At 70.6% G+C, this 21150-nt stretch carries 11 protein-coding genes; 9 read left to right on the plus strand and 2 right to left on the minus strand.

Annotated features, from left to right (window positions below):
- Positions 1–35: 35 nt before the first annotated feature.
- The 3 genes from ACJ8AN_RS32815 to ACJ8AN_RS32825 all read left to right on the plus strand — a co-directional run bounded on the left by ACJ8AN_RS32815 (position 36) and on the right by ACJ8AN_RS32825 (position 3284).
- Entirely contained in the window at positions 36–1217 is a 1182-nt protein-coding gene (locus ACJ8AN_RS32815) for a vWA domain-containing protein (protein WP_407759488.1), read from the plus strand.
- 86 nt (positions 1218–1303) lie between these two features.
- Positions 1304–2299 carry a fatty acid desaturase gene (locus ACJ8AN_RS32820; RefSeq protein ID WP_407759489.1) on the plus strand — a complete coding sequence of 332 codons (996 nt, stop codon included), beginning with the start codon at positions 1304–1306 and terminating at the stop codon, positions 2297–2299.
- A 1-nt stretch (position 2300) separates the two neighbouring features.
- A complete protein-coding gene (locus ACJ8AN_RS32825; RefSeq protein ID WP_407759490.1) occupies positions 2301–3284 on the plus strand; it encodes a hypothetical protein in 984 nt (327 codons plus the stop codon).
- 6 nt (positions 3285–3290) lie between these two features.
- On the opposite strand, the gene ACJ8AN_RS32830 is transcribed toward ACJ8AN_RS32825, so the two are convergent.
- Positions 3291–3977 (minus strand): HAD family hydrolase, encoded by a 687-nt coding sequence (locus tag ACJ8AN_RS32830; RefSeq protein WP_407759491.1) that lies wholly within the window; start codon positions 3975–3977, stop codon positions 3291–3293.
- 266 nt (positions 3978–4243) lie between these two features.
- On the opposite strand from ACJ8AN_RS32830, the gene ACJ8AN_RS32835 reads away from it, so the two are divergent.
- From ACJ8AN_RS32835 to ACJ8AN_RS32855, 5 genes are all read left to right on the plus strand, one after another.
- Positions 4244–5260, plus strand: coding sequence for a zinc-binding alcohol dehydrogenase family protein (locus ACJ8AN_RS32835; protein WP_407759492.1), 1017 nt, complete (start codon positions 4244–4246; stop codon positions 5258–5260).
- A gap of 176 nt (positions 5261–5436) precedes the next feature.
- The gene (locus ACJ8AN_RS32840; RefSeq protein WP_407759493.1) at positions 5437–10767 is read left to right on the plus strand and encodes a hypothetical protein; all 5331 of its coding nucleotides are present in this window, start codon (positions 5437–5439) and stop codon (positions 10765–10767) included.
- Positions 10768–10775: 8 nt separating this feature from the next.
- Entirely contained in the window at positions 10776–16517 is a 5742-nt protein-coding gene (locus ACJ8AN_RS32845) for an alpha-2-macroglobulin (protein ID WP_407759494.1), read from the plus strand.
- Complete coding sequence (pbpC, locus tag ACJ8AN_RS32850) at positions 16507–18870, plus strand: penicillin-binding protein 1C (RefSeq protein WP_407759495.1); 2364 nt, start codon at positions 16507–16509, stop codon at positions 18868–18870. Before ACJ8AN_RS32845 ends, pbpC begins: the two co-directional genes overlap by 11 nt.
- Positions 18871–19158: 288 nt before the next feature.
- The gene (locus ACJ8AN_RS32855) at positions 19159–19893 is read left to right on the plus strand and encodes a hypothetical protein (protein ID WP_407759496.1); all 735 of its coding nucleotides are present in this window, start codon (positions 19159–19161) and stop codon (positions 19891–19893) included.
- Positions 19894–19982: 89 nt separating this feature from the next.
- Here the strand turns inward: ACJ8AN_RS32855 and ACJ8AN_RS32860 are convergent, their stop codons facing one another.
- The gene (locus ACJ8AN_RS32860; RefSeq protein ID WP_407759497.1) at positions 19983–20162 is read right to left on the minus strand and encodes an SDR family NAD(P)-dependent oxidoreductase; all 180 of its coding nucleotides are present in this window, start codon (positions 20160–20162) and stop codon (positions 19983–19985) included.
- Between the two features lie 160 nt (positions 20163–20322).
- On the opposite strand from ACJ8AN_RS32860, the gene ACJ8AN_RS32865 reads away from it, so the two are divergent.
- Positions 20323–21087: a thioesterase II family protein gene (locus tag ACJ8AN_RS32865; protein ID WP_407759498.1), complete on the plus strand. Its 765-nt coding sequence runs from the start codon at positions 20323–20325 to the stop codon at positions 21085–21087.
- Positions 21088–21150: the final 63 nt, after the last annotated feature.

Consider the following 21150-nt stretch of genomic DNA (forward strand, 5'->3'; position numbering starts at 1 on the left):
GAGATCTTTTTCCAAGGACGTTCGTTGAAGGGGGCATGCTCAAGCATTCTCTCCTCTGCCTTGGCCTTCTGGCGCTGCCCACGACCGCTTCCGCCGAGCCCAACCCGCCCACGAAGAAGCCCGCCCCCCAGAGCCGTCCCGCCGTGTCCCCCGGGACGCTCGAGGCGGCCATCTCCGCCCCCCGGGTGCAGATCGCCCTGCTCCTGGACACCAGCAGCAGCATGGACGGGCTCATCGAGCAGACGAAGCGCCAGCTGTGGACGGTGGTGAATGCCTTCCAGAATGCCCGGCGAGACGGGCAGGCGGCGAAGCTGGAGATCGCCCTCTACGAGTACGGCAACGACGGCCTGTCGTCCGAGGGCGGCTTCATCCGGCAGGTGATGCCTCTGACGACGGACCTGGACCGGGTGTCCGAGCAGCTCTTCGCCCTGAAGACGAACGGGGGCAGCGAGTTCTGCGGCCAGGTCATCCAGAAGGCGACGCAGCAGCTCGAGTGGAGCAAGGAGAAGAAGGACCTGAAGCTCATCTACATCGCGGGCAACGAGCCCTTCTCGCAGGGGCCGGTGGCGTTCAAGACGGCGCTCGGGGCGGCGAAGGAGCACGGCATCGTGGTGAACACCATCCACTGTGGTCCGCCGGAAGTGGGCGCGAACACCGGCTGGGCGGAGGCGGCGCGGGTCGCGGGAGGGCAGCCCTTCAACATCGACCAGAACCGGGCGGTGGCGATGATCGCCGCGCCGCAGGACGAGGAGATCGCGAAGCTGGGCGTGGAGCTGAACAAGACGTACCTGGGGTATGGGCGCTCGGGAGCGGAGGCGAAGAAGCGGCAGGTGGCGCAGGACGCCAACGCCAGCACCAACGCGGTGAGCGCCACGACGCGCGCCATGTCCAAGGCCTCGCGGCTCTATGACAACTCGGGCTGGGACCTGGTGGATGGAACGAAGCAGGGCAAGGTGAAGCTCGAGACCCTCAAGGAGGAGGATCTGCCCGAGGAGCTGCGCGGCAAGAGCGTGGAGGAGCGCAAGGCGGTGCTCGAGGCCAAGGAGAAGGAGCGCACGGAGCTGCAGGCGCGCATCCAGCAACTGAGCGCCGAGCGGCAGCAGTACCTGGCCGGCAAGGAGAAGGAGCAGGCCGCGGAGGGCGGAAACACGCTCGACAAGGCCATCCTCCAGTCCGTCCAGACCCAGGCGAAGGAGCAGAGCTTCACCCTGGAGTAACGGGCAGTTGCGATGACGCATGGCGTCGAGCGGGAGGGATGTGGCAGTCTGCACGCCCCCCGCCTCGTCCGTCGAAAGGAAGCGTCTTGAGTCAGTCGCGCCCCCTGGATTTTGCCCGTAGCACCGAGAAAGAGCCCCACCTCGAGCGGGCCCGCGCCATCCTCCGCGCGCACCCCGAGCTCAAGGACCTCTGCGGCCCGACGCCCATCACCGCCGCATTCGTCGTGCTGCTGGTCGCGGGACAGGTGGCCATCGCCTGGGCCCTGAGGGGTTCGCCGTGGTGGGCGCTGCTGGCCACCGCGTGGCTGGTGGGCGCCTTCATCGACCACGGCCTGTGGGTGCTCATCCACGAGTGCACCCACAACCTCGTCTTCAAGAGCCCGCGCCTCAACGCCGTGCTCCAGCTCTTCACCAACCTGCCCATCCTCTTCCCCGCGGCGGCCTCGTTCCGCAAGTACCACCTCATCCACCACCGCTTCCAAGGCGACGTGGAGCTGGACGCGGACCTGGCCACCCCCTTCGAGGCGAAGCTGATCGGCAACTCGTTCTGGGGCAAGGCCTTCTGGCAGCTCAACTTCTGGGCCTTCCAGGCCATGCGCGTGCCGAGGCTGCGCCGCGTGCCCTTCTTCGACCGCTGGTACGTGGCCAACATGAGCATCCAGCTCGCCTTCATCGCGGGCGTCTGGGCCACGCTCGGGACTCGCGCCCTCGTCTACATGTTCCTCTCGTCCATCTTCGCCATCGGCCTGCATCCGCTGGGCGCGCGGTGGATTCAAGAGCACTTCCTCGTCAAGGCGCCCCAGGAGACGTACTCGTACTACGGGCCGCTCAACTGGGTGGCCTTCAACGTGGGCTACCACAACGAGCACCACGACGTGATGCGCGTGCCCTGGACGCGCCTGCCCCAGGTGCGCAAGCTCGCCCCCGAGTTCTACGACAATCTGCACTACCACCGCTCGTGGACGGCGCTGTGGCTGAAGTTCCTCTTCGATCCCTCCCTCTCGCTCTACAGCCGCATGACGCGCAGCGGTGGCTCGGGAGATGGCTCGGTGCAGGCCGAGGAGATCTCGAAGGCCGCCTGAGATGGATGAGAATCGCGCGCTGCGCGACAAGCTGGAGCAGGCGCAGAGCGAGCTCCGCCGGGTGAGAGAGCACCTGGAGAAGCTCCGGGCACACCACGCCCGCGAGCGCGACTCCCTGGTGCGGCAGTTGGAGGACGCCCGGCGCGAGCTGGCCGAGCTCAAGGCGCTGACCGGGAAGCCCGGTGGGCTCGCGCCGCGGGAGCCCCAGTCCCCCCGTACCGAGTCGGCCCGGGGGGCGCTCTACAGCAGCAGCACCGTGTACGTGGGCCTCGCGCGGCTCCCCGGCCCGGGGGACGACGAGGCCCTGCGGCGGCTCTCCCAGCTGAGCGCGGTGTCGCTCGCCGACCTGCGGATGAGAATGGCCGCGCCACCCCCCCTCCTCCTGACGCGGCTGTCTGGCACCGAGGCGGAGACGCTCGTCCGGGAGCTGCGCGCCGAGGGCTTCGCGGCGGTGGGCTGCGAGCTGAAGCCCCGCGCGGCCGCCAGTCCCCTCTCCGTGCGCCGCTTCCAGTTGGAGGACACCGGGCTGCGCGTGGAGGGCGAACGCGGCGAGCGCCTCGAGCGCGTACGGGTTCCCTGGGAGCAGCTCCGCCTGCTGGTGCGCGGCCGGCGCACCACCCGCACGGTGGAAAAGGGAATGGAGGCTGATCTCGTCCTCGACGGAACCAGCCTCCGCACGGTCACGAGTCAGTTCGAGGTGACGAACGAGGACTCGGGGCGCTTCCTCTGGGCGTACGGCCCGGACGTCCGGGTGGCCTTCACGAGCGCCACCGACTTCAACGGGCTCGGCGCACGGCGGGGCCTGTCGCGGGGCGTTGATCTCCAGGCGATGGCGGAGGTACTGCGCGAGCGCGCCCCCCACGTGGCCTACGACGACCGGTTGATGCGGTACCCGAGCCTCTCGATACCGCTGGTGGACTCGGAGCGCACCCACGAGCTGTTCGCCGAGCTGCTGTGGCAGGCCGTCAAGGAAGGCGTGCTGTAGGGCCGCCTACCCGTCGACGTCGGCGTCCACCGCGAGGGGGGACTCGGAATAACGGGTGAGCAGATCCGCCGGCGTGCCGAAGACGGCGAGCGCGCCCGCGGAGCGCAGGTCCTCGTCCGAGTACCCTCCGCACACCAGCCCGATGCTCCGCATGCCCAGGCGCACGGAGCCCTCGACGTCATAGGGCAGGCCCGCGATGGTCAGCGTGTCGTCGGTCCCATCGAGCCCCAGCAGGCGGATGGCTTCGGCGGGGATCTCCTCGTTGAGGCGGGTGTGGTCCACCTCCGCGTCCGTGGTGCTCGCGTCGATGAGCTCCTCCACCCCGAGCAGCTCGATGTAGTGCTCCAGCTCGTCGGGATCCGCGGTGGAGGCCAGGGCGATCATCCAGCCCTGCTCACGCAGGTGCACGAGCAGCTCGGTGGCGCCGGCGAAGGCCCTCACCCGGGGGAGATACTCCTCGTGGAAGAGCGCGCGGTGGAAGCTCGCCAGCTCCTCGGCGTAGCGCTCGTACTCGTCCTCGGGGAGGAATACGGAGAGGAACCGGTCCCCGTTCCGGGCCATCTGCGCGAGGATCCGAGGCAGCCGCACCTGACGCCCATACCGGGCCAGCGCCTCCTGCCAGGCACGGGCGCGCAGCACGTGGGTGTCCACCAGTGTCCCATCCACCTCGAAGATGATCGCCTTGTCGGGCAACGCACAGCCTCCGCTTGCAAAGTGCGCACTCCCAACCCTCGTCACCAACCAAGAAAGTCCGCGCACGGGGCGGGATGCCCCGCCGAGCCTTGGGCCCCCTCGCACGAAGGGGCACACGCCCGCTCTCCATGTTCCCCAGCAGGCGAGCAGGAGGCCCCCCCGCGCCGCCCATCGCCACGCACGTGACATTCCGCCGCGCGAAGCACCATCCCTCCGTTTCGCGGCCGCTACCATCGCGGCCCTTCCTGTCATTGGGGGTGAAAACCATGAAGGCCGTTGCCCTGAAGCGCTACCTGCCCGCCTCGAATCCCGAGTCCTTCCTCGACCTGGAGCTGCCGGATCCGAAGCCGCAGGGGCGGGAGCTGCTCGTCCGCGTCCATGCCGTCTCGGTGAACCCGGTGGACACGAAGCTCCGCTCGCCCAAGGACAAGATCGAGGATCCGCCGCGTGTGCTCGGCTGGGACGCCTCGGGCGTGGTGGAGGCCACCGGGCCGGACTGCAAGCTCTTCAAGCGCGGGGACGCCGTGTACTACGCGGGAAGCATCGTGCGCCCGGGTTGCGACAGCGAGCTGCACGTGGTGGACGAGCGGATTGTAGGGCCGAAGCCGAAGTCGCTCGATGACGCGCAGGCGGCCGCCCTGCCCCTCACGGCCCTCACCGCCCACGAGGCCCTCTTCGACCGGTGCGCCATCGACCCGGGCGGGAAGCACGCGGGCCGGACGTTGCTCGTCATCAACGGCGCGGGCGGAGTGGGCTCCATCGCCATCCAGCTGGCGAAGCTGGCGGGGCTGCGCGTCATCGCCACCGCCTCGCGCCCCGAGTCCCAGGAGTGGTGCCGGAAGATGGGCGCCGACCACGTCATCAACCACCGCGAGAACATCCCCCAGCAACTGAGGGACGCGGGCAACCCCGAGGTCGACTACATCTTCAACACCGTGGACACCTCGGGCTACTGGGACACCATGGTCGAGGCCATCAAGCCCTTCGGGCGCATCGTCTCCATCGTCGAGTCGAGCAAGCCGGTGGAGCTGGGGAAGCTGATGGGCAAGAGCGCGAGCTTCTCGTGGGAGCTCATGTTCACCCGCGCCCGCTTCCAGACGGCGGACATGGAGGAGCAGCACCGGATTCTCGCGCAGGTGGCCGGGTGGATTGACGCCGGGAAGCTGAAGACGACGCTCACGGAGACGCTCTCGCCCATCAACGCCGCCAACCTGCGCGCGGCGCATGCGAAGGTCGAGTCCGGGAAGATGATGGGCAAGCTCGTCCTCGCCGGGTGGCGCTGAGCCCGCGGAGCTACGCGAGGGTGGCGGGAGGAACGCGGGCTACAGGCCGCAACAGCGCGTCCCCCCGGCCACACTCCCCGTCCTAGCCGCCCCCTTTGGGGTGGCCCGGCGATTGCTGCTATGGAGGAGCCTCTGGCCGCGCCGATCCCCGCGCGGCGCCTCTGCCAGAGGCCCTCATGCCCCTCCTATCGCTGTCGGTTTCGCTCCTGGTGCTGCACGCCGTCAGTCTCTCGCCCGCCTCCGTGCCGGCGCGAGGCAACCAGGAGACCCTCGTCACGCTCGACCGCGCCTCGCGCGTGGTCATCACCGCGCGCACGCCCTCGGGCACCTCCTGCGAGATTGTCGACCAGGTGCGCGGCCCCTTCGCCCAGAGTGGCTCGGCGGGCAGCTCCAACTGCGAGTTGGATCTGCTGCTGGACCAGGGCACCTACAAGCTGCGCCTGGCCTCCAGGACCAAGGGCAAGGGCACCAACGGCAAGGTGGACCTCAAGGCCACCGCCTACACCGAGGACAACGCCCAGGTGGTGCTGCTGGAGCCGGGCCGCGAGGTGCGCCAGTCGCTCGCCCCGCGCCACCAGGCCTCCTACTGGCTGAAGCTCGACAAGCGGCAGCCCGTCACCCTGCGCGTCTCGGGGCGCACCGCCGGAGACGTGCGGCTGTGGCGCAACGGCGAGTGGCTCGAGCCCGTCACCGTGCAGGACGCCTCCACGCAACCGCGCGGTGGCCAGCCGCAATACGAGTGGTGGCTCGAGACGACGCTCGACGCGGGCACCTACCTGCTCACCACCTACGGCACCGCCCCCAAGGAGTGGACGCAGGGCCAGGAGGACAACACGCTCTCGGTGGCGTACGGCTTCCCGAAGACGCCCGCGGGCCGCTCGCTGAGCGTCACCCTGCCGCCCTGGGGCCTGTCCGCCGTGGAGCTGCCCTCGGGGCCCACCGCCCTCTTCCTGTCGCGCGAGGGCGGCTCGCAGGCCACCAGCCGCGTGAGCGTGCATGGCATTGGCGCCGACGGGGCCACCAGCGTCACCTCGGGCTCGGAGACGGGCTGCCAGATTCAGAACAAGGCGCTGGTGCCCCAGTGCGCCACGACGGTGAGCGAGGACGGCCGCCACGTGGCCCTCCTGCGCGGCGAGCCCGGCACGCGGCTGATGCTCCAGTGGGCGCCGCTCGAGACGGATGACACCTTCACGGATGGCAGCTACGGCTCGGGCTCGGCGACGCCGCGCTTCGACGTGGCCACCTCCGGCGAGTACACGGTGGGCCTGCACGAGATTCCGCTCGACCCGGACAGCACGCCCCTGGCCTGCATGCTGGAGGAGTGGATTCCCCCTCCGGACCGGAACAAGAACGGCACCTGGGCCCCCGTCGCCTCCGACATGCCCGAGGTGGCTCCCGACCGGCCGTTCCGCCGCGCGTTCAACTACAACGGCTCGAACACCACGCTCTGGTTCAAGGTGGCGCGCTCCGGGCGCTACGTCTTCGCCACCAGCGGTGAGCGCCGGACGCGCTGCGAGCTGTACCTGGTGGATGGCCCCCGGCGCCAGCGCCTCCTCGACACGGACCCGAAGGCGGAGACGTGCCGGATTCCCTATACGGCCTCGCCCGGCATCTACGAGCTGAAGCTGTACGGCGGCACCGAGGGCATTGAACGGCTCACGCTCGCCGCCGAGGGCAAGGAGCCCAAGGAGGACACGGCCACGCGCACCTCGTGCCTGATGCGGGGGGTGAAGCTGAACAAGGGCGCCAGCTACCACGTCGTCGCCAACCGGAGCACGACCTCCATGCGCGGGCTCATCCTGCGCCCGCAGCCCCTCACCCTCTCCGAGCCCCTGCCGGTGGTGCTCGATGGGCCGGGTCCGCTCGAGCTGCCGCTGGCGCAGGGAGGCGCCGCCGAGGTGCGCTCGTCCGGCGGCGAGCCCTTCACGTGCACCGTGGGAAGCAACCGGGTGGAGGCGCGCGATGGGCGCTGCCAGCTGCCGTCCACGGGCGGCACGCTCGCGCTGACGCAGACGGGCACCGCGTCCATCAACCTGCTGTTGCACCGGCCGCCGCCGCCCGCGCCGCCGCTGCCCCCGCTGAACGCGTACGCGCCGACGTTCACGCCCCTGCCGGTGCTTCAGCCCTCGGAGCCCGCGTGGTTCGACTTCGACCGGGGCGAGTCGCACTCGCTCACCTTCGACGTGAAGAAGGAGGGCCTCTACCACGTGACGACGCTGGGCCTGCTGTCCACCAGTTGCGACATGCGCACGCCGGTGGTGCCCCAGGTGGGCAGCGCCAGCGGTGGAGGGCGCGGACGCAACTGCCTCGTGTCCACGTACCTGCGGCCCGGCCACTACCTGCTCACCGCGAGGACCATGGGCCAGAGCAAGGGCCGTGGCGGCGTGCTGCTGGAGCGGCGTGACGTGAAGACGGCCGAGGCCGTTGCCGCCGACGGCGAGGTGTTCTTCCGCGTCGACTCGGGCGACCTCATCCAGCAGCGGCTCACGGTGCCGCGCGCGGCGGACTACACCCTGTCCTCCGCCGCGCCGGGCGCGAGCCTCCAGTGCCGCCTGGACGATTCCAAGGGCTGGCCGGTGGTGACGGTGCCCACGCCCTGCGAGCAGACGCTGCGCCTGGCCAAGGGCACGTACCTGTGGACGCAACTGCCGCTCACGGTGGAGTCCATGCGCCGCACGGCCCTGGAGCGCGTGGTGCCTCCGGTGGTGCTGCAGGGCAACAAGGTGCACCCGGTGCGCTTCAACCAGTGGTACCGGGCGGACCTCGGCAAGGACGGCAAGGACGAGTTCTCCTTCGAGGTGCCGGCGCGGATGGACGTGGGCTTCACGCTCACCCACGGCATGCAGGGGCGGCTCTACCTGGCGGGCGCGGATGGCGCGCTCAAGGCCGTGGAGGTCATCGCCCCGCAGGACACGTACACGCCGCCGCCTCCTCCTCCTCCCGAGGAGGAGACGCCGCCGGAGGAGGCCCCTGAAGCCTCCGAGCCCTCGGAGTCCTCCGAATACTCGGAGTCCGAAGGCGGAGAGGGCTCCCCGGAAGAGTCCTCCGAGTCCCAGGCCGAGGAGTACCGCACGCCGAGCCAGGACGAGAGCCCGCCCCCCGCGCGCGTGGTGCCACAGCCGGTGATGGTGGCGGAGGCGCCCTCGGGCCAGTCCCTCACGCTCGAGCCCGGGCGCTACAAGCTGGTGGCCGAGCACAGCCGCGGCGACGTGGCCATTTCCTACACGCTGTACCTGCGCACCGAGGTGCTCGCGCCGCCCATGGTGAAGGACGTGAACGTGCCCGGCCGCATCCCGCTGGTGCTGCCCGTGGACGGCACGCTGCGCCTCTTCACGCGCGGCAGCACGGACGTGCGCTGCCGCCTCTTCGATGGCGCGGGGAAGCTCGTGGTGGAGAGCTCGGACCACGGCGCGGATTGGAACTGCGCCATCGCCGAGCCGCTCCCCGGTGGCAGCTACACGCTGGTGCTGGAGAGCCAGACGCAGCAGCCGGGCCCCAGCCGCGTCTCGGTGGAGCTGGCCCAGGTGTCCGACGCCGGGGTGCTCGCCGAGGGCGGCACGCTGGACGTGGGCACCGGCGTGGTGCGCGCCTCGCTGCCTCCCGTGGCGGCGGACGCACTGCAGCAGGTGGCCCTGCGCGCCAAGACGGCCTTCTCGTGCGCGCTGGAGGACGAGCGCGGCGCGGTGGTGTCGCGGCGCATGGACGTGCGCGAGTGCCTGGTGCTGCTCAAGCCGGGCACCTCGCCCTGGCGCGTGCGCGTGTGGACGCTCGGCCAGCCCACGAAGGTGAGCACCGGCGTGGCGGCGCGGCCCCTGCGGCCCTCCGGCGGAAAAATCGCCGCGAACGAGGCGATGACGGCCCAGGTGCCGAAGTCCGGCCGTTACGAGACGGGCCGCGGCGTCTACTGCCTGCCCGCGTCGCAGCAGGGTCCGCTCAACCCCTGCGGCCCCGAGGCCTCGCTGGAAGCCGGTGACTGGGTGTTCGGCGTCCCCGGCGCCACCGCCGACACGAAGCTCTCCCTCTCCGAGCGCGTGGAAACGCTGGAGGATCCCGAGGAGTCGCGGGCTCCGCTCTCGCGGAACATCTCGCTCCAGCGCCAGCGCTCCAAGCGCGACGCCCTGCACCTGCTGCGCGTGAGCGTGCCCTTCGGCGACCCGGCCTACCCGGCGTGCCGGCTGGAGGGAGGCGTGTCGCAGCAGCGCAACTCCGTGTGCTTCGCGGCCACCGGCCCCACTCAAGAGTCGCTCGCGCGCTGGTGGACGCCCGCGGACGAGAAGGGCGAGGCCACCGTCACGCGGCTCGCCGTGCTGGTGCCCACCTCGTCCGTGCCGCTGACGCCCGGCCTGCAGGACCTGACGTGGAATGGCGGGCCCGCCCTCCGCATGGTGATGCCCGCCGAGCCGGTGCGCGTGCAGCTCTCCCTGCCCCAGGACGCCTGGGCCGTGCTGGTGGACGACAAGGGCACGGCGGTGGACCTGTGCTCGCCCGAGGACAAGCTCTCGCGCTGCATCCTGAGCGGCACGGGCGGCGCGGTGTTCCTCTGGTCTCCGGCCGAGCCCCGCGTACAGACGGAGGTCGTCGCGGTGGAGGCGGCGAAGCCGGCCATGGCCCTGGCGACGCTCCACGAGGCCACCTCGCGCGTGCCCGGCCAGCAGCTGCTGTCCTTCGGCCGCTCGGACAGCCCGCGCCAGTTGAAGGTGATGGGGGCGGAGCGGTGCGTGGTGTCACTCGACGACGGGACGCGGCTGGAGGGCTGTGAGCTCCAGGTGGCCCCGGGCCGCAGCGGCACCCTGCTGCTGGAGACGAATCCGGGCGGCGTGCGCGCGGTGCTCGCACCCGCGGCCGAGCTGGGCCTGGCGCTGCTGCCTCCCGCCTCCAAGGCGAAGGTGGCCGAGCTGCCCGCCGCGAAGGCCCTGCGCCTCTCGGGCGAGGTGATGGAGCGCACCCTCACGGTGCCCGCCAATGCCGTCGTCCACCTGCGCGGCGACTCGGGGGTGTGCGGCCTCGCCCGCGACACCACGGTGCTCGCGGTGGCGGGCCTGGAGCGCGGCTGCACCCTGGACCGGCTGCTCGAGGCCGGCACCTACCGCCTGGTGGTGCGCGGCTTCGCGGGCCAACCCCTCTCCGGCAATGTCACCTGGACGCACGAGCCGGTGAAGGAGCTGGCCGAGGGCGTGTCCAAGGACGAGAGCTGGGTGTCCCCCGGCCAGACGCACTACTTCCGCTTCACCACCGCCGCGCCCGGCAACGTGGGCCTGGGCCTCCAGGTGCCCGCCGAGCTGCTCCAGTGCAGCGTGCTCGACACCACCCAGCACGTGCTCGGCGAGGGCTGCCAGCAATTCCTCGCCCTGGACAAGGGCACGTACCTGCTCGCCATCCACGCTCCGGCCACGCTGGAGCGTCCCCTCCCCTTCAAGCCCGTCCTCGTGGGACTCGCCGGCACCCAGACCGGCGTCCCCGAGGAGTACCTGCGCGACTTCTTCAATCGCATCGGAGCCAACCCGTGATGCGCCTCGTGAACTCCGTTCTCTGCCTGCTCCTGCTGCTCGCGGCCGTGCCCGCGCGGGCCCAGGACTACCGTCCGGCCGACGAGAGCCAGCGCCCCGAGGGCGGTGGAGTGAAGCTGCTCCCCGACCAGTTCCTGCGCGGCTTCGACCCGGTCACCGTCTACTTCCCCGACAACGTGGGGCCCGGCAAGCAGAGCGCCGATGATGGCGCGAAGCTGCTCAAGGTGGTGCCCTCGTGGCCCGGCCAGTGGTTCTGGGCGGACCGCAAGACGCTCCAGTTCCGCCCCGCCGAGCCCTGGCCCGCGCTGGCGCGCTTCTCCTTCGAGGCGGGCGGCGCGCGCAAGGTGCTCACCACGATGATGTCGGCGCCCTCGGCCCTGTCGCCGTCGCCGGACAGCACGGACCTGAGGCCCTTCCGCACCTTCACGCTCACCTTCCCGCAGTCGCTGCCGCTCGACTCGCTGCGCAAGATGCTGCGGCTGGAGGTGAGAGACCTGCCGGGCCTGGCGGACTCGCCCACGCGGGTGCTGAAGGACTGGACGCTGTCGCAGCTGCCGCGTGGCAGCCAGCGCGAGCAGGCCGTGTACGCCATCACCCTCGAGGAGGACGTGCCCGAGGGCAAGCAGCTGCGCGTCAACGTGAGCCTGGCGCTCGGGGACGAGGGCAAGGTGCTGTGGGTGGGCCGGCTGTCCACGCGCCCCGCCTTCCACCTGCAGCAGGTGCAGTGCGGCGGGAACCAGTTCTCGCTCACGGGCGGTGCCTCCACGCCGAGGGACATGGCGCTCGCGTGCGGCAACCAGGGAGATCTGCCGCAGCTCGTCTTCTCCGCGCCGGTGGAGGGCCTCACGCTCACCTCGCTCAAGAAGCTGGTGCGGCTGGAGCCCGCGGTGGCGGACCTGCACTTCCAGTCCTACGGCTCGCGCGTGGCGCTGCGAGGCCGCTTCGTGCCGGACACCCTCTACCGCATGCGCATCGGCGCCGCGCCCATCCACGACGACAGCGGCCGGCCCCTGCGCGACCCCGGAGACCTCCAGGTCTTCTTCCACCTGGACTTCAAGCAGCCCTTCCTGCGCTGGACGCAGGGCACCGCGCTGATGGAGGCCAAGGGCCCGCGCATGCTGCCGCTGCAGGGCTACGGTGACGCACGGGCGGACCTCCGCATCTACCGGGTGGATCCGCTGCACCCCGGCCTGTGGCCCTTCCCCAACCGGCCCATCGTCATCAACGAGGAGAGCGCGCCGCCCTTCCCCGGCGAGGAGCCCGCGGTGAAGTCCTCGCCCGGCTACATCGGCGAGGACGAGCTGAAGGCGCACATCCGGCTGTTGGGCTCACCGCTCGTCTCCACGCTGGTGGACCTGCCGCTGCCCAAGAAGAGCAGCACCACCACCTTCGGCCTGGACCTGGCGCCGCTGCTCAACCCGGTGGTGGGCAAGATGAGACCGGGCACGTACCTCGTGGGCATGCGGCGGCTCACTGGCGCGCCCGAGCGCTCCTACGTCCGCGTGCAGCTGACGAACCTGTCGCTGAGCACGGTGGAGGAGCGGGACAAGGCCGTCTTCTTCGTGCGCACGCTGGATGACGCCAAGGAGGTGCGCGGGGCGCGCATCATCCTCGAGGGTCAGCGCCGCGTGCCGGATCCGAAGCGCAAGGGCTCTTATCTCGAGGAGCCCTTCAAGCAGGAGCTCACCACGGACGCGGGAGGCCGGGCGACGCTCGGCCCGCAGTCGGACTGGGTGAGCCTCCAGCGCGTCACCGTGCAGAACGGCGAGGATCTGCTCGTGTTGGACCCGCGCGAGCCCCCGGCGTCGTTCGCCAACAACCACTGGGCGCCGTCCTCGGGCTGGCTGACGTGGCTGTCGCAGCAGACGCCGCCGCCGCCCAACGACGGCCTGCGGGGCTTCATCTTCACCGAGCGCCCCATCTACAAGCCGGGCGAGAAGGTCTACATCAAGGGCTTCCTGCGCAACGAGGTGGGCGGAGACTTCGTGGCCCCCGAGGACGCGAAGAAGTACGCGCTGCGCGTGCAGGGGCCGGGAGACCAGACGTGGAACCTGCCGCTGGCCTTCACGGCGCTGTATGGCTTCTCCGCCGAGTTCCAGGAGAAGGACGCACCCACGGGCGACTTCCAGGCGGTGCTCACGGAGGTGCGCACGGGGCGGACGCTCGCGAGCCGCAACTTCAAGGTGGAGGCCTACCGCATCCCCACCTTCGAGGTGCAGCTGTCGAGCCCCGTCACGGCGCGGCTGGATGGGCCCTTCAAGGTGAAGGCGGTGGCGCGCTACTACGCGGGCGGCAACGTGGCCGGGCAGCCCATCTCGTGGACGGTGACGCGCCGGCCCTACTACTACGTGCCCAAGGGCCGCGAGGGTTACCTCTTCGCCTCCAGCACCCAGTTCGCCCGCGAGGGACAGAGCCGCGCCCCCGAGGCCATGACGCGCAACGCGACGCTGGACGACAACGGCGCCGACGAGATGAGCGTCAACCCGGCGTTGGACCTGGATGGCTCGGCGCGCATCTACCGCTTCGAGACCACCGTCACGGGCGCGGACAACCAGCCCGTCTCCGCGTCGCAGGAGGTGAAGGCGCTGCCGCCCTTCGTGCTGGGCATGACGCTGCCGCGCTACTCGGACAAGCCCTTCACGCTCGCGCCAGAGCTCGTCGCGGTGGGCGTGGACGACAAGGCGGTGAAGGGCCAGGAGGTGCTGGTGCGCCTCTACAAGCGCATCTGGCACAGCCAGCTGCGTGAGACGCACTTCGCCACCGGCGAGGCCAAGTACGTCACCGAGCAGGAGGACGTGAAGCTCGCGGAGAAGACGGTCACCACCGAGGAGAAGCCCATCGCGCCGCCCTTCGAGCTGAAGGAGGCGGGCGTGTACGTGGTGGAGCTGGTGGCGCGCGACAAGCTGGGCCGCGTGCAGACGCTGTCGGCGGACCTGTACGTGGGAGGCCAGACGCCGGTGGCCTGGCAGAAGTCGCGCCAGGGCGTCTTCGGCTTCGTCCCGGACAAGAGCGCGTACAAGCCGGGCGAGACGGCGCACCTCATCATCCAGAGCCCCTTCCAGGAGGGCCGCGCGCTGGTGGTGGTCGAGGAGCCGGGCGGCAACACGTACACCTGGCACGACGTGTCCGGAGGCAAGGCGGTGCACGACCTGGCCGTCCGTCCCCAGCACGTGCCCAACATCCCGGTGCACGTGCTGCTCATGCGTGGACGGCTCGGCGAGGGCGAGAAGGATGACTCGCGCTACCGGCCGCAGACGCTCGGGGCGTCGGTGGACGTGAAGGTGGAGCCGGTGAGCAACCAGGTGGCTGTGGAAATCAAGCACCCGGAGACGGCGCGCCCCGGAGCCACGATTCCCGTGGAGCTGACGCTCAAGGACGACCAGGGCAAGCCGCTGGCTGGCGAGGTGACGCTGTGGCTGGTGGACGAGGCCGTGCTGTCGCTCGCGCCCGAGGCGACGCTCAACCCGCTCGACGAGCTCATCAAGGAGAACACGCGGGGCACCACGCTGCGCGACACGCGCAACAGCGTGCTGGGCAAGGTCTTCGAGCAGGAGGAGGACCCGGGTGGTGACGGCAGCGAGGAGGAGGAGTCGGAGGGCGGGAGCAAGCGCGTGGTGCGCAAGAACTTCCAGACGGTGCCCTTCTACAAGGCGACGCTCCAGGTGCCGGCGTCCGGCAAGCTGACGGTGCAGGTGCCGCTGTCGGACGACCTGACCAACTTCCGCGTGCGCGCGGTGGCCATCTCGGGGCTCCAGCGCTTCGGCTACAAGCAGACGGTGCTGCGCGTGCGGCTGCCGGTGCTGGTGCAGCCGCAACTGCCGCGCTTCGTGCGCCAGGGAGACCGCTTCTGGGGCGGCGCGGTGGGCCGCGTGGTGGAGGGCAACGGAGGACCCGGCTCGGTGCAGATCAAGCTGTCGGGCCCGGCGGAGCTCCAGCCCCTGGCCCAGAACGTGGAGCTGCAGGCCAACCGGGCCATGAGCTTCGTCACCCCCATCACCGTGAAGAGCGCGGACGTCTCCGAGCCGCAGTCCCTCAAGGTGCGCGTGGACATCGAGCGCAAGGCGGACAAGGCCGGCGATGCCTTCGAGGTGCAGCTGCCCGTGCTGCCGGACCGCACGGTGGAGCACTTCGCGTACTTCGACACGCTCAACGCGGGCAATGTCTCGCTCAAGCCGCTGCCCGAGCCCGCGCGCCCGGGCACCGCGTCGCAGGAGGTCTTCATCACGGCCATCCCCGGCGTGCTGGAGCTGATCTCCGGCCTGGAGTACCTGGGCGAGTACCCGCACGGGTGTCTCGAGCAGAAGCTGTCGCAGCTCTACCCGGACGTGGCGCAAGCCGCGGTGCTGCGCGAGCTGAGCATCCAGACGCCGTTCGGCAAGCAGCTCAACGGCAACGTGCAGCGGCTCCAGGACGAGATGGACCTGTACCAGGACGAGCAGGGACTGTTCGCCTTCTGGCCGGGAGGGCCGGGCGACGTGCAGGTGACGGCGCAGGCGGTGGAGTTCCTGGACGCGGTGCGGCGCGCGGGCCTGAAGGTGGACGAGAAGAAGCTGACGCGCGCGGTGGAGGCGCTCAAGCGCGTGCTGCGCAGCGACTACCCCGGCCTGGTGCAGGAGTGGCGCTACAGCCAGCAGACGGCGGCGCTGCGGGCCCTCACCCGCGTGGGCGCGCTGGACGAGCACTACCTCATCGACCTCTTCCAGCTGCGCGAGCGCCTGGACATCCAGAGCCTCGCGGACCTGGCGGCCACCATGAACACCCAGCCCACCGTGTACCGCGCCCAGCTCGAGGTGCTGCGCAAGGAGCTGTGGGACAGCGTCATCATCAAGCTCAACCGCGGCAAGCCCGTCTTCGAGGGCCTCAAGTGGCGGCGCGAGTATTGGGGCACCTATGGCTTCCTCAGCTCGCGGCCCTCCAGCGTGGCGGTCGTCTTCGAGACGCTGGTGATGCTCGACCCGGCGGACCCGCGGTTGGACCAGTTGCGCGACGCGCTCCTGTCGTACGCGAACGCGGAGACGGGCTTCGGCAGCACCTTCGAGAACCGCCGGGCCATCAGCGCGCTCGCGCTGTACCTGCAGAAGGCGAAGTCCGCGGTGCCGGACACCACGGTGACGCTGTCGTCCGGCGCCACGCTCAAGGTGGGCAAGGACGCGAAGACGGCTCGCACCGAGGTGGCCAGTGACGCGGCGCTGACCGGCACGGTGAAGGGCGGGCCGGTGGGCATGCGCGTGGAGGCGAGGTACGTGCCGGCCACGCCGGGCGACAAGGTGGCCCCGCTCAAGCAGGGCTTCATCGTGTCGCGCAGCGCCACCTGGCTGCACGCGGATGGCTCCGAGGAGACGCGCTTCGACGACAAGGCCGGAGACGCGCAGGAGCTGAAGGTGGGCGACATCCTCGAGCTGCACACGCGCATCGTCACCGAGGAGGAGCGGGTGCACGTGGCGCTGGTGGTGCCCTTCGCCGCGGGGCTCGAGCCGCTCAACCCGGAGCTGGCCAATGCCTCGTCGGACGCGAGGCCGTCGCAGTCGGACTCGCTGCAGCCGGCGTACGTGCAGCGGCTGGACAACGAGGTGCGCTACTACTTCCTGCGCATGCCGCGCGGCACGCACTCCTTCCACTTCCGGGTGCGCGCCGCCACCGAGGGCTCCTTCGTGCACCCGGCGCCCTATGCCGAGCTGATGTACCGCGAGTCGGTGCGCGGCCGCGGCGAGGGCCTGCGCCTCCGGGTGAAGGGAGAGCATGAGAAGTAGGAGGACACGCTGGAGGGTGGTGGCGGCGCTCGCCGTGGTGCTCGCGGCGGGCGCGTGGTTCGCCTCCAGCCTCCAGGACGGGCTGCTGGGCTACGAGCCCTCACGCCTCGTGCTGGACCGGCGGGGCGAGTACCTGGGCGAGGTGCCCGGAGCGGGCGGGGAGCTCGGCTACTGGCCGGTGCCCTACGTGCTGCCCGAGCGCATCGTCCAGGCCACGCTCGCCACCGAGGACCGGCACTTCTACGAGCACCCGGGCGTGTACCTGCCCTCGGTGGGGCGGGCGCTGAAGCAGAATGTGCTCAACCTGCGCGTCATCTCCGGAGCATCCACGCTGGCCATGCAGGTGGCGCGGATGCAGACGCCCGGCGAGCGCACCACGTGGCGCAAGGTGCGCGAGGCGGTGGAGGCCCTGCTGCTCGTGCACGGGCACGGCCACGAGAAGGTGCTGCGCCAGTACCTGGCCATCGCGCCCTATGGCAACCGGGTGCACGGCGTGGCGCGAGCCTCGCGCCTGTATTTCGCCAAGCCGGTGGAGGACCTGTCGTGGGCGCAGGCCGCCTTCCTCGCGGGACTGCCCCAGCTTCCCGGACGGATGAACCCATACACGCGGGATGGCCTGCGGCGAGCCCTCAAACGCAGCCACCGCATCCTCCGCGCGATGCATTCCCAGGGAATCATCACGCGGGAGGAATTGGACCAGGCGCTCCACGCCGACCTGGGCATGGTGCGCCGGCCCCAGCGCATGTCCGAGGCCCTGCACGCGGTGCTGGAGTGGAGCGAACTGGCGCGCAATCGCTCTCAACCCATCTCCACGGCGACGTTGGATTTGGAGATTCAGTCGAAGGTGGCGCACATCCTCCGGCGCAACCTGAATCAGTTGGACGGCTCGGGGGCGGGCAACACGGCCGCGGTGGTGGTGGACACGGAGACGGGCGACCTCCTCGCGTACGTGGGCTCGCGGGACTTCTTCAGCGCCGAGCACCGGGGTGCCATCGACTTCGTGAAGCAGCGGCGCTCGCCGGGCTCCACGCTCAAGCCCTTCATCTACGGCCTGGCGCTGGAGAAGGGCATCGTCACCGCCGCCACCGGGCTGGCGGATACGCCCATGGATGTGCGGATGGAGAACGGCCGGAGCTACGTGCCGGAGAACATCAACCACTCCTTCCTCGGGCCCATGCTGCTGCGCGAGGCGCTGGGCAACTCGCGCAACATTCCCGCCCTGCGCGTGCTGGAGCAGGTGGGCGTGGAGCCCACGCTGCGCTTCTTGGAGAAGGCGGGCGTGGGAAGCATCTCGTACGAGCCGGACCGGTACGGACTCGGGCTGGCGGTGGGCAACCTGCACGTCACGCTGGAGGAACTGGCGGGGCTGTACATGGTGCTCGCCCACGAGGGAGAGACGCGCCCGCTGCGGCGCTTCACCGACGAGCCGATGGCGGCCCCGCAGCGGCTGATGACGCGCGAGGCGGCGCAACTGGTGCGCCACATCCTCGCGGATCCGCTGGCTCGGCGGCCGACGTTTCCGGCGGGCAGTGTCCTCGACTACCCCTACGCCGTGGCGGTGAAGACAGGCACCAGCCAGGGCTATCGGGACGCGTGGGCAGCGGCCTTCAGCGACCGGCTGCTCGTGGTGGTGTGGGTGGGCAACCACGACTGGAGGCGGATGAACGGCGTGGGTGGGCTGCTCGGGGCGGCCGGGGCGGTGCACGAGATTCTGGAGTCGGTGATGCCCGAGTGGCGTCCCTACCGGCCGGTGCTCGACAGCTTTCCTCCGCCCGCGGGAGCGCTGGCCGTCGATGTCTGCCCATTGTCGGGCCGGCTGGCCGGGCCGGACTGCCCCCACCGCAAGAGCGAGTGGTTCGTCCCCGGGACGGCGCCCACCCAGACCTGTCCCTTCCACGCGCCCGTGAAGCTGGACCGGCGCAATGGCTTGCTCGCGGGCCCGACGTGCCCGGCGCGCGAGGTGGTGACGCGCGTCATGCTGGCGCTGCCGGAGGACTACGAGCAGTGGGCGCGCAAGCAGCATCTGGACATCGCGCCGCTGCGGGAGAGCCCGCTGTGCCCGAGCCGACCCGAGGAGGTGGAGCCGAAGGTGGCCATCCGCGAGCCGAAGGGCCTGGTGCGGCTGCTGTATGACCCGGGCACGCCAGCCTCGGCCTCGACGCTGCGGCTGGCGGCGGACGTGACGCCGAGCACTGAGCCCATCGTGTGGCTGGTGGACGGGGTGCCCGTGGCGACGGTGACCTATCCGCACGAGTTCCGCTGGAGCCTGCGGCCCGGACAGCACGTCATCACGGCGGCCATGGTGCACCGCCGCCAGGTGAGCCAGCCGGTGACGGTGGTGGTGGAAGACTGACGGATCTTTCACGTCCACAGAAGCCAAGCCAGATTGGGTAAGTCCTGTCAGGGGGGAGGCTCCGGGCGCGTTTTCCCGCAACTGGTCCGATGGTCGTACCAGTCGGGACGAAACGCGACCGGAAGGTGCCTCGTTCTTTGCGCCGAGAGCACCCTGACAGAACTTTCCCCACTTGGCTTAGGTTGGCGGACCATGCGAGTGATTCCCTGCATTCTTGGCGCCTTCCTGATCTCCGCCTGCCATACCCCGCGAGCGGGTACCACCCCGGACCGTGAAGCAGCGGCATGCGTGCTCGACGCATCCCCCGAGGTCATCGCGGTGGAGGGCCCCAAACCGGGCGAGCTCAATGAGTTCTTCGAGCTCACCGACTCGCCCGAGTGGTGGGCCCCCGCCCCCCTGGACGCCGAGCGCCAGCAGTACCGCGCGGCGCTCGTGGCCCGGCTCGGAGAGGAGGGCCTGCAACAGCGCGCCCTGCTCCAGCGGCAGAACGCCGTGCACGCCGCCCTGGTGGGCAAGCCCATGCGGCGCGAGGCGGAGAACAGCGGGCTCGTCCTCGAGGGGAAGGCCGGGAAGCAGGGCCGCGCGACGTGTCTGGAGTGGCGGCTCTTCCAGCGCCAGGCGCATCGCTACCCCATGCTCGAGCACCCCACCGAGCTGGGCGCCTACATCCTGCGGGGCCACGGCCGCATCCGCGTGTACCTCTCGGGAGGTGACAGCGTGGGCGGCAAGCTGCGGCACGAGGTGAGTGACCGGGTGGCGGCGGACGCGGCCCAGGGCTTCGAGCCCATCGCGCACCTGCACAACCACCCCTTCATGTTCGACCGCACGCCGGGAGACCGCATGTACACCACCGAGGACTCGAAGAGCGACATCGGCGGAGCGCTCGCCCCCAGCCTCACGGACGTGCAGGCCTGGCGCAGCATGCGCGAGCATTTCGGCCTCGAGGGCGCATGGCTGACCAATGGCCTGGACAGCATCCACTACACCTCCGAGGACTTCGACCGGCTCTCCGCCTGGGATTGAATCGGGGGGGCCCGCGTCGCGGCTCGCCCGCGCCTTCCAGGTCCGCGGCCCGAACCGGGCTCAGCCGGCCCGCCTCGTCATGTCCGCGTTCACCCACGTGGCCTCGCCCCGCGTTCCTGGATTCGGGCGAGGAGCTCACGGCCCCGGGCCTCCCGCCGTGCGCTCGCGACGACACGGGCTCCCTCGTCGGCCAGCGCGAGCGCCGTGGCCCAGCCGATTCCCGAGCTGGCGCCCGTCACCAGGATCACCTTGTTTTTCAGCATTCCCATGATGTCGCTTCCCCTTCCCATACGGCGGGTGGAGGGGCGCCAGGGCGAGAACAGCCTGGCCTCCGGTGCCGCACGAAAATCGTAGCCGGGTGAGATGACAGAGGCGCGTTCAGGGGATTGACGCGACCCACCTTCCCTCCGCAGCATGGCCATCACCCGCATGCCCGTACCGCCCGTCTATCGCCGCTGGGTCACCTGCCCCGAACCGCGCCCCCACGCGAGCCTGCGCCTGTTCTGCTTCCACTTCGCGGGAGGCGATGCCTCCACCTTCCGCTTGTGGACCACGCAGCTGCCCGACTCCATCGAGGTCTGCCCCATCGAGTTCCCGGGCCGCGCCACCCGCAACAACGAAGCCCCCATCACCCAGTTCCGCGAGCTGCTCGAGAAGGTGGGGACCATGGTGCGCCCCTTTCTCAAGGACGGCCCCTTCGCCTTCTTCGGGCACAGCTTCGGCGGCATCACCGCCTTCGAGCTGACGCGCTGGCTGCGCCGCAACGCGGCCCCCATGCCGTCCCGCCTCTTCCTCTCGGCCTGCCCGGCGCTGCACCTGCGGCAACGTCCCCCCGAGCCCATCACCCACCTGTCGGACACGGAATTCCTGGAGCAGCTCGCCATCCGCTACGGCACCCCGCGCGAGGTGCTCGAAAGCGAGGACGTGCGGCAGACGGTGCTGCCCGCGCTGCGAGCGGATCTGCTCGTGGGCGAGAGCTACCAGTACCAGCCCGAGCCGCCCCTGGAGGTGCCCATCTCGTCCTTCGGCGCCTTCGATGATCCCGAGGTGAGCCAGGACGAGGCGGAGTCGTGGCGCGAGCAGACCACCGGGGAGTTCCGCCTGCGCATGCTGCCGGGCAACCACTTCTTCCTCACGGCCGAGCGGCGCCGGCTGCACCAGGCCATCGTCGAGGACCTCCAGTCCGTGGCGTGACGCCGCGGGGGAGCGCCGCAATTTCCGTGACGGCGGGGGTGTTTCCGGTCATCCAACGCCCGC

The organism is Archangium sp., from assembly GCF_045802675.1.
Taxonomy (GTDB): Bacteria; Myxococcota; Myxococcia; order Myxococcales; family Myxococcaceae; genus Archangium.

What these genes read in the sequence shown, in the direction of transcription:
- ACJ8AN_RS32815 (WP_407759488.1), top strand. Translation starts at nt 36, where the DNA reads ATGCTCAAGCATTCTCTCCTCTGCCTTGGCCTTCTGGCGCTGCCCACG.
- ACJ8AN_RS32825 (WP_407759490.1), top strand. Translation starts at nt 2,301, where the DNA reads ATGGATGAGAATCGCGCGCTGCGCGACAAGCTGGAGCAGGCGCAGAGC.
- ACJ8AN_RS32835 (WP_407759492.1), top strand. Translation starts at nt 4,244, where the DNA reads ATGAAGGCCGTTGCCCTGAAGCGCTACCTGCCCGCCTCGAATCCCGAG.
- ACJ8AN_RS32840 (WP_407759493.1), top strand. Translation starts at nt 5,437, where the DNA reads ATGCCCCTCCTATCGCTGTCGGTTTCGCTCCTGGTGCTGCACGCCGTC.
- pbpC (WP_407759495.1), top strand. Translation starts at nt 16,507, where the DNA reads ATGAGAAGTAGGAGGACACGCTGGAGGGTGGTGGCGGCGCTCGCCGTG.
- ACJ8AN_RS32860 (WP_407759497.1), bottom strand. Translation starts at nt 20,162, where the DNA reads ATGGGAATGCTGAAAAACAAGGTGATCCTGGTGACGGGCGCCAGCTCG.
- ACJ8AN_RS32865 (WP_407759498.1), top strand. Translation starts at nt 20,323, where the DNA reads ATGCCCGTACCGCCCGTCTATCGCCGCTGGGTCACCTGCCCCGAACCG.